Annotated in this window: 13 protein-coding genes and 1 tRNA gene; 6 read left to right on the top strand and 8 right to left on the bottom strand. The window is 70.7% G+C overall.

The window, feature by feature from the left end; genetic code table 11:
• Window positions 1–131: 131 nt before the first annotated feature.
• The gene (locus ACN6LB_RS20670) at window positions 132–476 is read left to right on the top strand and encodes a hypothetical protein (RefSeq protein WP_445027214.1); all 345 of its coding nucleotides are present in this window, start codon (window positions 132–134) and stop codon (window positions 474–476) included.
• A 62-nt stretch (window positions 477–538) separates the two neighbouring features.
• Here the strand turns inward: ACN6LB_RS20670 and ACN6LB_RS20675 are convergent, their stop codons facing one another.
• Together ACN6LB_RS20675 and ACN6LB_RS20680 are read right to left on the bottom strand one after the other, a co-directional pair.
• Window positions 539–820: a hypothetical protein gene (locus ACN6LB_RS20675; RefSeq protein WP_445027215.1), complete on the bottom strand. Its 282-nt coding sequence runs from the start codon at window positions 818–820 to the stop codon at window positions 539–541.
• Between the two features lie 143 nt (window positions 821–963).
• Window positions 964–1,035, bottom strand: a tRNA-Val gene (locus ACN6LB_RS20680).
• Between the two features lie 213 nt (window positions 1,036–1,248).
• Between ACN6LB_RS20680 and ACN6LB_RS20685 the strand changes: the two genes are divergently transcribed.
• The 4 genes from ACN6LB_RS20685 to ACN6LB_RS20700 all read left to right on the top strand — a co-directional run bounded on the left by ACN6LB_RS20685 (window position 1,249) and on the right by ACN6LB_RS20700 (window position 4,596).
• Window positions 1,249–2,064 carry a DUF4097 family beta strand repeat-containing protein gene (locus ACN6LB_RS20685; RefSeq protein WP_445027216.1) on the top strand — a complete coding sequence of 272 codons (816 nt, stop codon included), beginning with the start codon at window positions 1,249–1,251 and terminating at the stop codon, window positions 2,062–2,064.
• Window positions 2,065–2,140: 76 nt separating this feature from the next.
• Window positions 2,141–3,547 (top strand): hypothetical protein, encoded by a 1,407-nt coding sequence (locus ACN6LB_RS20690; RefSeq protein ID WP_445027217.1) that lies wholly within the window; start codon window positions 2,141–2,143, stop codon window positions 3,545–3,547.
• 102 nt (window positions 3,548–3,649) lie between these two features.
• Complete coding sequence (locus ACN6LB_RS20695) at window positions 3,650–4,261, top strand: DUF4383 domain-containing protein (RefSeq protein ID WP_445027218.1); 612 nt, start codon at window positions 3,650–3,652, stop codon at window positions 4,259–4,261.
• Window positions 4,262–4,383: 122 nt separating this feature from the next.
• On the top strand, window positions 4,384–4,596 hold the full coding sequence (locus tag ACN6LB_RS20700; RefSeq protein ID WP_445027219.1) for an FmdB family zinc ribbon protein: 213 nt from the start codon (window positions 4,384–4,386) through the stop codon (window positions 4,594–4,596).
• 13 nt (window positions 4,597–4,609) lie between these two features.
• Here ACN6LB_RS20700 and ACN6LB_RS20705 read toward each other — a convergent pair whose 3' ends face one another.
• The 3 genes from ACN6LB_RS20705 to ACN6LB_RS20715 form a co-directional block, all read right to left on the bottom strand.
• The gene (locus ACN6LB_RS20705; protein WP_356142841.1) at window positions 4,610–5,455 is read right to left on the bottom strand and encodes an HAD family hydrolase; all 846 of its coding nucleotides are present in this window, start codon (window positions 5,453–5,455) and stop codon (window positions 4,610–4,612) included.
• Window positions 5,455–7,893: a phosphoribosyltransferase gene (locus tag ACN6LB_RS20710; RefSeq protein ID WP_445027220.1), complete on the bottom strand. Its 2,439-nt coding sequence runs from the start codon at window positions 7,891–7,893 to the stop codon at window positions 5,455–5,457. The genes ACN6LB_RS20705 and ACN6LB_RS20710 overlap by 1 nt, the downstream gene beginning before the upstream one ends.
• A gap of 78 nt (window positions 7,894–7,971) precedes the next feature.
• Window positions 7,972–9,144: an HpcH/HpaI aldolase/citrate lyase family protein gene (locus ACN6LB_RS20715; protein ID WP_356142837.1), complete on the bottom strand. Its 1,173-nt coding sequence runs from the start codon at window positions 9,142–9,144 to the stop codon at window positions 7,972–7,974.
• A 197-nt stretch (window positions 9,145–9,341) separates the two neighbouring features.
• On the opposite strand from ACN6LB_RS20715, the gene ACN6LB_RS20720 reads away from it, so the two are divergent.
• Window positions 9,342–10,259, top strand: a complete 918-nt coding sequence (locus ACN6LB_RS20720; RefSeq protein ID WP_445027221.1) for a TerD family protein — start codon at window positions 9,342–9,344, stop codon at window positions 10,257–10,259.
• Window positions 10,260–10,319: 60 nt separating this feature from the next.
• On the opposite strand, the gene ACN6LB_RS20725 is transcribed toward ACN6LB_RS20720, so the two are convergent.
• The 3 genes from ACN6LB_RS20725 to ACN6LB_RS20735 form a co-directional block, all read right to left on the bottom strand.
• Complete coding sequence (locus ACN6LB_RS20725) at window positions 10,320–11,057, bottom strand: TerD family protein (protein ID WP_356142833.1); 738 nt, start codon at window positions 11,055–11,057, stop codon at window positions 10,320–10,322.
• Between the two features lie 124 nt (window positions 11,058–11,181).
• Window positions 11,182–12,330 carry a DUF475 domain-containing protein gene (locus tag ACN6LB_RS20730; RefSeq protein WP_445027222.1) on the bottom strand — a complete coding sequence of 383 codons (1,149 nt, stop codon included), beginning with the start codon at window positions 12,328–12,330 and terminating at the stop codon, window positions 11,182–11,184.
• A gap of 110 nt (window positions 12,331–12,440) precedes the next feature.
• Window positions 12,441–13,016, bottom strand: a complete 576-nt coding sequence (locus tag ACN6LB_RS20735) for a TerD family protein (protein ID WP_356142892.1) — start codon at window positions 13,014–13,016, stop codon at window positions 12,441–12,443.
• Between the last annotated feature and the right edge of the window lie 75 nt (window positions 13,017–13,091).

The following is a 13,091-nucleotide window of genomic DNA, read 5'->3' on the forward strand; positions in this document are numbered from 1 at the left end:
TCGGGCCGTACCGGCACGGCCCCCTCCGCCCGTACGCGGCCGCTCTCGTCTCTCGTCTCTGTCCACACCCGTTCGCGTGAAGTCCCCGAAGGAACTCGCATCCCAAAATCGAACAGGCGTACCATTGCCGCGTGGCTGCGACCTATGACTTTCCGAGTGACCTCCTGGCCGGCCAGGAGGAGCTGCATCAGGTCCGGGCCGAGCTTCTGGCCCTGCTGAAGCGGCTTCCCTGGTCGGTCGAGCCGCTGGACGGCTTCAGCGACGCCAACGGCTGGCGCAAGGTGGAGCGCCCCGCCTCCCCCGGCTGGACGGCGGACGAACAGGCCGAGGTCGAGAAGCTCCGCCGCCGCGAACGCGAACTCGCCGTCTTCGTGACCTGCCACCGCTTCTGGGCGGAGGTCACACCCCCCGACACGGTCGACGCCCGCATGACCCTGAAACACGCCCACGAGCCGGCCTCGACAGAGGGCGCGTGAGCGGGCATGACACCCCACCACGCCGACCACTGACTACTGACCACTGACCACTGACCAAGGTCCTAGCCGCGCCGCACCCGCACGCCGCCGAGGCGGACGCCCGTGACGACGACGCGGACGTCGGGGCGGACGCGCAGCTTCGCGCCGCCGATCAGGCTGAGCTTGGTGAGGCGAAGCTCGGAGCCGTCGGGGACGGCGACGTCGGCGAGGTCGATGTCCGCCCCGCCGATGAGCGAGACGGTCAGAGTCCGCTCGTGAACCGCCTTGCCCTCAAGGCGAGTTCCGCCGATGAGGCTCAGGTGGACGTCGGTCCTGTCGGTCGCGTTGCCGCTCGTCTTCGCCATGTCCACGAAGGCACGGGCGACGCGGCCCCCGGCAGCAGTGTCCGGCGTCCGGGCTCCCGCATGACATCTGTCAGGTCCCGCGCCGGTCGACGCGTGAATGCCAAAGGCCCCCGGCCGCGATCGGCTGGGGGCCTCTGTCCCGGTGGGCGCGGACGGTTTCGAACCGCCGACATCCGCCTTGTAAGGGCGGCGCTCTACCGCTGAGCTACGCGCCCAGGACGAGTCGACAGCCTACATGGCCACAGGGCGTGCACTGCAAACGTGTATTCCTCGTTCTCGGGGGTGGGCGGGGGTTATCCCCACCCAGGATCCGGGAGCGGGCCGGATCCTTCGGGAGGGGGCGGGTGCGTACGGTCGATTCGAAGGGGTGGGCCGGTGAGCGGGGCCGGCATCCGTGGCCGTAGGACATGTGTCAGGGGGAGATCTTCGTGGGGTGCACAGAGCGTCGGCGGGGCGGGCTTGGGCGGGGAGGGCAGGCCCGGATCGGGGTCGTCGCCGGGAGTGTGGTGGTCGCGGCGCTGGGGCTCTCGGCGTGCGGGGCCAGCGCCGGGGACGACAAGGAACCGGAGCATCGGTCCTTCGCGCTGCACGGGCGGACGCTCACCGTCGACTCGGACGACTCCGCGCTGGAGCTCGTGGTCGCCGACTCCGACAAGACGGCCGGCAAGGTCGAGGTCACCCGGTGGTTCGACGGGCAGGTCGTCGTCGGTGGGGATCCCCGGGTGACCTGGGCGATGAAGGACGACCGGCTCGTACTGCGGATGAAGTGCTCGGGGATGATCGCCGACTGTTCGGCCAAGCACCGGATCGTGGTCCCGCGCGGGGTCGCCGTCACCGTGCGCGACGGGGACGGGCGAGTGACGGCGCACGGGTTCAAGGAGGCCCTCCGGATTCGTACGGCAGACGGTGCCGTGCGGGTCTCGGACTCCTCGGGGCCGCTGGAGCTGAACAGCGCCGACGGTTCCGTGAGCGCGCTCGGGATCCGCTCGCGCCAGGTGCGCGCCACCACCGAGGACGGCTCTGTACGGCTCGAACTCACCGTCGTACCTGACCTGGTGGACTCCCGGAGCCAGGACGGTTCCGTCTCCATCGGGCTGCCCGACACGGCGGGTACGGCGTACCGCGTGACGACCAAGACCGCCGACGGGTCAGTGGATGTGTCAGTGCCCCGTGACGAGGGCAGCTCTCATGTGGTCTCCGCACGTACCAGCGACGGAAAGGTCACGGTGCGCACGGTGAACTGACCGGCCCGTGTGTTCGTCCTTAACCGGTGGGAGAATGACAACCGGGCAAGGCGGACGACAGCACGGGGAGAGGGATGTGACGGCGACACCAGCGCAGCCGTACACGCCGTACACGTCGAGTCCGCCGAGGACTCCCGTCGTCGGCACAGCGCTGTCGATCGCACGCGTCGGGCGTGATGTCCTCACCCTCGTGGCGTTGCCGCTGCTCGCCGCCGTCGTCCTGCCCGCCGCCTTCGCCGGTGGCGGTACACGCCGGTGGTTCGGCGGACGTTCGGAGAGCCAGCGGGCCGAGGCGCAGGCCGCGAAGGACGCCGCGGCCGCCGCGTTCTACGAGCTCGACACCGCGCAGCGCGATCTGCGGATCTCGATCGAGACCATCACCGCCGTCGACGACTCCCCCGCGGCCCGCCGCGCGGTCTCCGACTTCGATGCCCTCGGGCGGCGTATCGACGAGGCCAGCAGTCAGTACATCAACGCGGTCGACGCCCACGACCTCGACCGGGACGAGCTGGAGGCGTCGGTCGCCGCGCGCGCCCGCACGGAGCTGACCGCCGCCAAGGACGAGCTGGGCCGGGTCAAGGGGGAACTGGACCGGTTCTCGCGGGGCCTCGAACCGCTGCTCGGCAAGGCCGAGACGCAGCTCGCCCGGCTCGCACCGGCCGTCGAGCGCGCCCGCCAGGCCCTGCTCGCCGCCTCGAACGCCCTCGATGCCGTACGAGGATCAGGGCTCAAGGCCGACGATCTCGCCGCGCGCCTCGCCGCCCTCGGGCCGGAGCTGACCAGGCTGAACCAGGGCGCCGGGCAGCACGGCGTGCCGGAGACCCTGGAGCGCGCCGAGAAGATCCAGCGGGAGGCCGGGGCGGTCGGCGCGGAGGCCGAGCGGCTGCCCGAGCGGGCCGCGGAGATCGATCACCGGCTGGTCTCGCTGCGGACTCGCGCGCAGGCGCTGACCACGCGTGCCGGGCAGGTGGAGCCGGTGCTCAGCGAGCTGCGGCGGCGGTTCTCGGCCGCCTGCTGGCAGGACCTCCAGCATGTACCGGATCAGGCCGAGGAGAACGTACGGCAGGCCGAGCTGAAGCTGAAGGAGGCGCAGGCCGCGCGCGACGAGCAGCGTTGGCCGGACGCGACCTCGCGGCTGTCGACGGTGCGCGCGCTGCTGAACAACACGGACGAGGCGGTCTCGGCGGCCGGTGACCGGCTGCGGCGGCTGAACGCCGTGCAGAAGGACCCGCAGCAGGAGATCGACCGCACGCGGTTCGCCATCCGGGACGCGCAGCGCCTCGCGATGACCGGCCGCAGCACCCCCGACCCGCGGCACGCCCGCCCCCTCGACGACTCGGTGGGCCGCCTGGAGCGCGCCGTCGCCACGCTGGAGGGGCGCCACCCCGACTACTGGCACTTCCTCACCGAGACGGAGGCCGTACGGCAGTCCGTCGCCCGCGTGGTCTCGCAGATCCGCGAGGAGCGTGGGGCGGGGGCCTGAGCACGGCCCGCTCCCTCGCGTTGCCCGCTGTTGCCCCTCAGGCCCGTGCGGGCGGATATTTGGAGGGACGCAGGGCCTCCGTCGGCGCACAAGGAGGCGGACATGGCCACACAGGTACTGCGCGCGCGGCACGCGGCGACGAGACGGCGGATCAGCTTCGACGAGCATCTTCCCGTCGACCACCGGCTCAACAGGTTCTACCGGATCGGCGCGGGCCTGATGGGTCTCGTGCTCCTCGTCTTCGGTGTCCTCGGTCTGATCGACAGGGTCGGCTTCTTCGACACCGGTGGGGACGAGGTCGCGGGCCTGAACACCAACGGCGCACTCAGTGTGCTGTCGATCTGTGTGGGGCTGCTGCTGCTCGCCGGCATGGTGATCGGCGGAAACCTCGCCTCGACCCTCAACATGGTCGTCGGCCTCGCCTTCATCCTCAGCGGCTTCGTCAACCTGGCACTGCTCGACACCGACGCCAACTTCCTCGCCTTCCGCATCCAGAACGTGCTGTTCAGCTTTGTGGTGGGCGTCCTGCTGATGTTCTTCGGGATGTACGGGCGGGTCGGCTCGGCCCTGCCGCACGACAACCCGTACTGGCGGGCCCGCCACCCCGAGCAGCCGGATCGCGAGCGGCAACTGCGGGCCAGGGCGCACGCGCTGGCGCTGGAACGGGAGAGGGAGCGGGAACGGAAGAGGCGGGAGCTGCCCGGGCAGAAGTGAGCGACTTCCGGGAGCCGCTCGGCGCCGCGAGGAACCACCCTCCCCCGGCCTCGCCTCAGCGAGGGGACGCCCGATGCGGCGCCCCTCCCCTCTCCCCCTGGCCGCCCGCTAATCTGGGCGCCATGCCTCGCTATGAATACCGCTGCCGGACCTGCGGCGACACCTTCGAGAAGAGCCGCCCGATGGCGGAGTCCGGCGCCCCCGCGTCCTGCCCCGCCGGCCACGACGACACGGTGAAACTCCTGTCGACGGTGGCCGTGGGCGGCTCGGCCTCGGCCCCCGCACCGCGCGCGGGCGGCGGCGGCGGTTGCTGCGGCGGGGGCTGCTGCGGCTGACGGGGGTCCGCCCCTACACCTCCCGAGCCCCCTGGACGCCGCGCGCCTGCCGTACCTCGCGCAGGAACTCCCGCAGAATTCGCTCGCCCGCCGCGACGCCCCGCTCGGGAAGCGCGGTGACGGCCGGGGCCGTCCAGTCGTCCTCGGCGAGCTCGCCGTGGCCGGGGCGCCAGCCCCGGTCGGCGGCCAGCAGGAGGTCGGCGTCGAGGAGGGAGTCACCGGCGGCGAGGGTGAGCGTGGCGCCGGTGCGGCGGGCGACCTCGCGCATGGCGGCGCTCTTGGTGAGCGGCTTCGGCACGGCGTAGATCTTGCGGCCCTGCAGGGACACCGTCCAGCCGCGGTTCTCCGCCCAGACGGCGAGTTCCTTCACCCACTCCTCGGGGAGCAGTTCGCGCTCGACGACGAGGTAGGCGAAGAGGTCCTCGGCAACGCGGTGCTTGCGGACCCAGAGCGGGTCGGCGGTGGCGGCCAGATGCGCGCGGACCTCGTCCAGCGAGGCGCACTCGCTCGCCAGCCGGGCGGTGACCTGCGCGTGCCACGCGGTGTCCGTCAGACCGTCGACGAGAAGGTGTCCGCCGTTGGCGCAGATCGCGTACTTCGGGGCGGGGCCCGGCAGGTTGATGCGCTGGTACTGCTTGCGGGTGCGGGTGGTGGTGGGCACGAAGACGGCCGCGTCACCGAGGTCGCCGAGAAGCCCGGCCGCCGTCTCGGTCATGTACGACAGCGGCCTGCTCTCGTGTACCTCGACGCACAGCAGCCGGGGCGCCCGTGCGTCGGGCATGGTCAGCGCGAGGGCGGCCGCCGAGTAGATGAGCGTGCGGTCGAGGTCGCTCGCGACGAGGACGGGGTTGGTCGCCATCAGACCGTCACCGCCTTGCCGTCGGCGCCGGTCGCGCCCCGCGTGTACTTGGGGTGGATCAACCCCACGCAGGTGTAAGGGAGTTCGGCGACTTCCTCCACCGGCACTCCCCGCTGCTCGGCGAGCAGGCGTACGTGGTCGAGGTCGGCGCCCGCCCCGGCGCGGGCGAGGATCTTCCAGGGGACGCGGCGCAGCAGCACGCGCGTCGTCTCGCCGACGCCCGGCTTGACGAGGTTCACGTCGTGGATCCCGTACTCCTCGCTGATCCGTTCAACTGCCGCCCACCCCTCCCAGGTCGGGGCCCGGTCGGCGGAGAGCAGTTCCTTCGTCTCGGCGTCGACGGCCTCGGTGACGTCGGCGAAGTGGGCGGCGACGGCGTCCAGGAAGTCCGCGGAGACGTCGGAGCCGGCGAGTTCGCGGTAGAACTTCGCGCCGTGGAAGTCGTCCGGGCCGACCAGGTCGGAGCGGAGCACCGTACGCGAAATCAGCCCGGACACCGTCGAGTTGAGGCAGGCGGAGGGGATGAGGAAGTCCTCGCGGGTGCCGTAGGTCCGCACGCACGAGCCGGGGTCGGCGAGGACGGCTATTTCCGGGTCGAAGCCGGTGATGCCGTCGGATGCCTCGAACTCCCGTATCGCCTCGGTCAGTTCGCGGGTGATCGCACCCTTGCCGGTCCAGCCGTCGACGAAGACGACATCGCTCGGGTCGTGCCGGTCGGCCAGCCAGCGCAGCGCGTTGGCGTCGATACCACGGCCGCGGACGATGGAGACGGCGTAGTGCGGCAGGTCGAGGCCGTGGCGGTGCTGCGCCCAGCGACGCATGAGGACGCCGACGGGGGTGCCCGCGCGGGCGAGGGACACGAGCACCGGCCGCGGTGACCGCTCGGCGAGGACCAGCTCGGTGACTGCGCCGACGGCGCGGGCCATACGGGCGGCGGACACCTCCAGCGCCGCGTGGAACAGCGCCTGGTACTGCTCGCTCGGCTGGTACTCCACGGGCAGCGACTCCGCGTAGTGGGCGCCGCCGCTCTGGATCGCCTCCTCGCGCTCCTCGGTGGGCGCCTCCAGCGTCACGTCCGAGAGGTCCTGCAGCAGCCAGCCGACCTCGTCCGGCGCGTACGAGGAGAACGCTGGGCCGCGGAGGGGCTCGGGGAGCATGGGGGGCCTTTCGGGCGACGGGGCGGGCGGTACGTAGGAGGGCACCACGGCGAGCAGGACGTGCCCGGTGTGCGCGGAGAGCTGGGCCAGCAGCCCGTCGGGGGCGTGCAGCAGGGGCGTGTCCGCGGCCGAGTCCACGACGGCCACCACGGCGTCGAAGCCGCCGCCCGCGACGTTGTAGGCGTAGCGCTCGCCGGGGCCGTCGTCGGGGTCGTCATGGGCAGGGAAAACGATTCGGCTGCGTATCGCGTAGCCGGGGTCGTCCAGGGCGAGGACCGGTGAGCGGGTGGTCGTGGAGTAGCGCACCTCGGCGGCGACGACCTGCTCCAGCTCGCGGGCCAGCCGCAGCGGGGCGTACATCAGCTCCTCGAAGCCGAGGACGAGCACGCGTTCCGCGTCGTCGGGCAGTGCCTCGGCGAGCCGCGCGGCCATGGCGGGCAGCGCGCGGTCCAGGCGGGCGCGGTGCTCGGGGGTGAAGCCGTGCCGGCCGCCGTCGGGCACCCCGTGCGGCCAGCCGAGCTCGACGCGGTCGGCCGGGCCGGGCAGCCGCCGGGCGGGGGCGGCGACCGGGGCGGCCTCGTACTGGGCGACCAGAGCCTGGCCCTTCTCCAGTACGCCGTCGGGCAGCTTCACCGTGCCGGAGGCCGCGGTCACCAGGTCCACGCGGGCGCCTATCTCGCGGGCGAACTCCTCCAGCCGCCCCAGGTCGGCGGCGGAGCGCATGTCGACGAGGGCGACGACGACGTACCGCTCGCGCGGGTAGCGCTCGTGCAGGGCGCGGATCGTGTTGAGCACGGTGTTGCCGGTGGAGAACTCGTCGTCGACCAGCACGAGCGGGCCGGGGCCCACGAGCAGGTCCGGGTCCTCGGGGAGCAGCAGGTGCGAGGTGGCGTGCGAGTGGGACTCCTCGAAGCCGCCGGCCCGGGCGACGCCCGCGACGGGGCGCCGGGTGGAGTGCAGATAGGGCGCGAGGCCCAGTCCGTCGGCGACCGCGTGGCCGAGCCCGGTGGCCGTCTCGGCGTACCCGAGCACCACGCAGCGCCGGGCCTCGTCGGTGCCCAGCAGCTCGCGTACACGTCTGCCCAGCGCGAACCCGTGGCCGTGGACCACGGTGGGCGACTGCGGTACATGCTTGCCGAGGACGTTCGAGACGAGCAGGTGCGCCCGCTTGGGGTTGCGCCGCAGCGCGAGCCCCAGCAGATCGCTCAGCCGCTCGTCGCCGACGAGCTCGACACCGAGCCGCTCGGCGACCCAACTCCCGGACCAGACCACGTTGTTCATCAATTCCTTGTCGTTGCAGGGGGGTTCAGGGATCCAGGGGACACGAGGAACACAGGGGACACGGGCAACACAGGCGGTTCAGGTGGCCGCCGGGAGTCCGGCGGCGAGCAGGTCCACGAAGCCGATGTCCTCGTTCGCGACGCCGAAGACCTCGGCGCGCTGGAGGGTGCGCTCGGCCCAGGCGCGGTGCGGCTTCACCTCGTTCATCTTGTTCGTGTACGCCGACCGCAGCACACCTCCGCCGTCGCGCTCGGGGCGCAGGATGTCCTGGGCGTCGCTGAACTCCTCGTGGCTGACCACGGACAGCGCGTGCACGGGCAGGACGTGCGAGGGGTGGATGCAGGTCTTGCCGAGCAGGCCGTTGGCCTGGTCGAGGGTGATCTCGCGCAGCAGCCCGTCCATGGCGTGCTCGATCAGTGCCTCGCGCAGTTCCTCGGCCTGTCCGTCCAGGAACGGGCTGCGGCGCAACTGCGGCTTGAACATGCGCTCCTGGACCCGGAAGTACTCCCACACCGGCCCGGTCACCGTGAAGCCCGTGCCGTCGGCCCGGCCCAGCATGTTCACCACGTCGGCGATGACGGAGGCGACGACCTGGACGTCGTACGCCGTCATGTCGGGCGCCCGGCGCAGCGCGTAGGAGGAGCAGAAGTCGGTGACGCCCAGGCGCAGGGCGAGGACGCGGTCGCGGTACTTGTCGACGGCGCGGGAGATGCCCTCAAGGGTCTCCACGCGCGACTCGCGGTAGAGCAGTTCGGGCGATTCGAGCACGGGCATGGCGAACAGGCGGCGCCCGCTCGACGCCTCGGCGGCACTGAGCGCCTCCAGGAACGGGACGCCCCGCTCCTCGGTGAACTTCGGCATGACGAATCCGGACAGCACGCGCGCGGCCGGTCCGAGGCGCTGGACGAGGTCCGGGATCTGCTCGGGGGTGCGCACCCGCACGAACAGCAGCGGAAGGTCGGCGTCCGGCCGTTCGGCGAGGTCGGTGAACTGCCGGACCAGGTTCTCCTCGCCGTACGCCACGTCCGCGTCGGAGATCGAGTCCTCCAGGCACAGCACCATGGAGACGACGCCGCGCCCGGCCTGCTTGACGATGTCGTCGGCGAGCTGCGGCCGGGTGGCCGGGCTGTACAGCGTGGCGCCGAGGGCGGCCGAGAGGACTCTGGCCGGCGAGTCGGCGGTGAAGGCGCACGGCTCCTGGTGAAAGAGACGCTGCCGCTGCTCGTGGGCAAGATGCCCGAAATGACGCATGAAACTCCCTCGTGGCGGCTGGGCGGCCCAACGTGATGTGCGCGATGTGGCCGGTAATAGTACGTAGATATCGGTGTCAGGGGTTCCCACCGGGCATGAAGTTCAGGTAACTCGGCCATGTCGACCGTTCTTCGACCCGGCCGGGAATCCTCACCCCCGCGTTGTCGTGACCAGGACCGAGAGGGCAGGATGACCGCATGACGCACGCGATGCTGAAGGGGTCGAACATCCCGCTGGACGCCACAGCGGTACGGGCGGTGCTGCGCTGGACGCCCGGGCAGGGCGTCCCCGATGTCGATGCCTCGGCGCTGCTCCTCGGTCCCGGCGGTCGTGTGCGATCCGACGAGGACTTCGTCTTCTACAACCAGCCCCGCCACCCCTCGGGCAAGGTCTGGCGGCTCGGCAAGAAGCGCGTCGCCGAGGGCCTCACCGACACGATCCAGACGGATCTGGCGGGTGTCGAGTCCGGTGTCGGACAGATTCTGCTGGTCGCATCGGCGGAGGGCGTCACCTTCGACCGCGTACGCGGACTGCGCATCCTGCTGTACGACGCCGCGCTCGCCGACGGTGAACCGCTGGCGTATTTCGACATCAAGCCGCAGACGGGCGAGGAGACGGCGCTGATCTGCGGCGAGCTCTACCGGCGCGGTGAGAACTGGAAGTTCCGGGCGCTCGGCGAGGGCTACTCCAACGGTCTGGAGGGGCTGGCGAGCGACTTCGGCATCTCGGTGGACGAGTCGGCGCCCGAGTCGGAGCCGGAGGCACTGCCGGCCACCACCGCCGGTCCCGTGCCCGATCCCGGGGCCTGGGCGGCACCCGTCGCGGCTCCCGAGACCTCGGTGCCGCTGCCGCCCGAGCAGCCCGCCCCGGTGCCCCAGCAGCCCGCGTACGGCTTTCCGGCGCAGCCGCAGCACCAGCCCGCCGCGGCGGCCACGGGGCCCGCCTACGGCTATCCGCAGCCGGCCGGCAGCCCCGGGGGCCAGCCCTCCTACGGCTACCCCCAGCCGCAGACCGCGGCCGCGGGGCCCTCGTACGGCTACCCCCAGCCGGTCGGCACGCTGCCCGACCCGGACTTCCGGCTGCCGCCGCAGGGGCCGCAGTTCATCGGCCGCTGAGAGCCTGTGTCGCGGCCGGGGTCGCGGCAACCGTGACGGGTGCCGTCGGCGTCCGGTGGATCAGCGGTCGGCCTTCGACTTGTAGCCCCGGCCCCACTGGAGGCCCCAGCCGTAGAGGCGGTCCAGTTCGGCCTGGAAGCCGTAGACGAACTTCACCTCGCGGCGCACGATCAGGTCGCCCTTGACGTTCTCGATCATCACGATCGCGCAGGACCGGGCCTGCGGATGGCGCTCCTCGAGATTTATCTCGATACGCGGCCCGTTGCTCGGGTAGAGCGTGACGATGGCGTGCGTACGGTCGAAGGCGGGCGTCTGGTCGTAGATGTAGACGAAGATCAGCAGCCGTTTGATGTGCTCGCGGTGGTCCAGGTTGATGAAGATCGTCTCGCCGGAGCCGGAGCCGAACCGGTCGTCGCCGCTGAGCTTCACGTAGGGCGGTTCGTTGAGTTCGCCGAAGAAGCTGCCCAGAGGCTGGACCACGCCCTTGCTGCCGTCCGTGAGCTCGTACATACAGCCCAGGTCGAGGTCGACGTTGACCATGCTCTGGGTGTGGCCCTGGACCACCTCCGGGGTGAAGAGCCGGAAGGGGTTCCGCAGCAGCCGGCCGCGCTCGGGGCCGCCGATGTCGGAGGTGCGCATCCGCCAGGACAGGTTGACGCGCAGGTTGCCGGTGGCCGCGCCCTGCTTGGTGAGCGAGACCTGACGGTGCCGCTTGGTCAGCTCGATGGCGTTGGTGGCCGCGCTGCCCGAGTCGAACTCCGTCGAGCGCCCGCGCCACAGCTCGTCCCAGAACCCCATAACCGCCCCCCAGTTGCCTTCAAAACCGCGCGGGGCGGCGCGGAGGAGAGTTCCTCGACGCCGCCCCGCACAGAGCGTTCCTCACCCGGGCCCGGATCACACACGCGGATCCGGACCGATCGGGTCAGACCCCGGACGAGACCTCAGCCTTCTCGTCCGAGGCCTCACCTTTTCCCTCGGCCTCGGCGAGCGCCTTGTTGCGGCGCACCGAGGACCAGAAGGACCAGGCGATCAGGAGGACACCGACGAGACCGGTGATGACCTCGTGGATCTGGTACTGGATGGTGACCATGAGGATCACGGCGAGCGCGCCGATCGCGTAGTGCGCGCCGTGCTCCAGGTACACGTAGTCGTCGAGGGTGCCCTGGCGGACCAGGTAGACCGTCAGCGACCGGACGTACATGGCGCCGATGCCGAGGCCGAGGGCCATCAGCACGATGTCGTTGGTGATGGCGAAGGCGCCGATCACGCCGTCGAAGGAGAACGACGCGTCCAGGACCTCCAGGTAGAGGAACATGAAGAACGCGGCCTGGCCGGCGAGGACGACGGCCGGCTTCTTCTTGCCGGTCCGCTCGGCCTCTTCCTCCTCCTCGTGCTCGCGCTCCTCCTCTTCCTCGAGTTTGTCCTCGAAGTAGCCGGAGAGGCCACCGACCACCATGTAGGTGATCAACCCCGCGATGCCCGAGATGAGGACCGTCTGCGCCTTGTCGATGTGCGCGCCGCCGTGCTGGTGGGCGTGGACGGCGAAGGTCATCGAGGTGATCAGCAGGACGATGAGGGCGATGCAGACCGCCAGCATGTCGACCTTGCCAAGCTTGGCGAGCGGGCGCTCGATCCAGCGCAGCCACTGGATGTCCCGGTCCTCGAAGATGAAGTCCAGGAAGATCATCAGCAGGAACATGCCACCGAACGCGGCGATCGCCGGGTGGGCGTCGGTGACGAGCTGCTGGTACTGGTCCTTGTCGGTCAGCGCGAGGTCGACCGCGTCCCACGGGCTCTTCTTGGCGGTCACCGCCACGATCACGACGGGGAAGACCAGACGCATGCCGAATACGGCGATGAGCACGCCGACCGTGAGGAAGATCTTCTGCCAGAAGGCACTCATCTTCTTCAGGATTCCGGCGTTGACCACCGCGTTGTCGAAGGACAGCGAGATCTCCAGGACGGACAGGATCGCCACGATGCCAAAGGCTTTCCACCCCCCGTAGAGAACCGCCGCGGCCAGGCCGATCGCGGTAATCGCGAACGACCAGCCGAAGGTTTTCAGAAGCACTGGCTACCCAATCATCGTGTGTGTACGGGTCTCCCCCGCGCCGTACTCGGCTTTACCTAACGTTGACCACGAAGTCTAGAGTGCCGCCCCTTCGGCTGGCCAAGGTGGGCCTAGGAAACGTTGACCCCGAAGTCCAGCGCGATGCCGCGCAGGCCCGACGCGTACCCCTGGCCGACCGCGCGGAACTTCCATTCGTTGTTGTAGCGGTACACCTCGCCGAAGATCATCGCGGTCTCCGTGGAGGCGTCCTCGGAGAGGTCGTAGCGTGCGAGTTCCTGGCCGTCGGCCTGGTTGACGACGCGGATGAAGGCGTTGCTGACCTGGCCGAACGTCTGGCCGCGGTTGTCCGCGTCATGGATCGAGACCGGGAAGACGATCTTGTCCACGGAGGCGGGCACCTTGGAGAGATCGATCAGGATCGACTCGTCGTCGCCCTCCCCCTCGCCCGTGAGGTTGTCGCCGGTGTGCTCGACCGAGCCGTCCGGGCTCTTGAGCTGGTTGTAGAAGACGAACCACTCGTCGCCGAGCACCCGGCCGGAGTTGCACAGCAGTGCGCTGGCGTCCAGGTCGAAGTCGGCTCCGGTGGTGGAGCGCGCGTCCCAGCCGAGACCGATCAACACCTGCGTGAGGTTCGGTGCGGCCTTGGAGAGGGAGACATTGCCTCCCTTGGCGAGCGTGACGCCCATGATGCTGGTCCTCCCCGAGGTCATGCCTTGTTTCGTTGTCCAGCACGTCCGGCGCCGCACCCTGAGGTGCGGCCC

It is taken from the genome of Streptomyces sp. SAS_270, assembly GCF_052543295.1.

Bases quoted from the DNA above. Each gene is read 5' to 3' on its own strand.
- ACN6LB_RS20720 (WP_445027221.1), top strand. From the start codon at position 9,342: ATGACGCACGCGATGCTGAAGGGGTCGAACATCCCGCTGGACGCCACA.
- ACN6LB_RS20695 (WP_445027218.1), top strand. From the start codon at position 3,650: ATGGCCACACAGGTACTGCGCGCGCGGCACGCGGCGACGAGACGGCGG.
- ACN6LB_RS20715 (WP_356142837.1), bottom strand. From the start codon at position 9,144: ATGCGTCATTTCGGGCATCTTGCCCACGAGCAGCGGCAGCGTCTCTTT.
- ACN6LB_RS20705 (WP_356142841.1), bottom strand. From the start codon at position 5,455: ATGGCGACCAACCCCGTCCTCGTCGCGAGCGACCTCGACCGCACGCTC.
- ACN6LB_RS20725 (WP_356142833.1), bottom strand. From the start codon at position 11,057: ATGGGGTTCTGGGACGAGCTGTGGCGCGGGCGCTCGACGGAGTTCGAC.
- ACN6LB_RS20710 (WP_445027220.1), bottom strand. From the start codon at position 7,893: ATGAACAACGTGGTCTGGTCCGGGAGTTGGGTCGCCGAGCGGCTCGGT.
- ACN6LB_RS20735 (WP_356142892.1), bottom strand. From the start codon at position 13,016: ATGGGCGTCACGCTCGCCAAGGGAGGCAATGTCTCCCTCTCCAAGGCC.
- ACN6LB_RS20675 (WP_445027215.1), bottom strand. From the start codon at position 820: ATGGCGAAGACGAGCGGCAACGCGACCGACAGGACCGACGTCCACCTG.
- ACN6LB_RS20700 (WP_445027219.1), top strand. From the start codon at position 4,384: ATGCCTCGCTATGAATACCGCTGCCGGACCTGCGGCGACACCTTCGAG.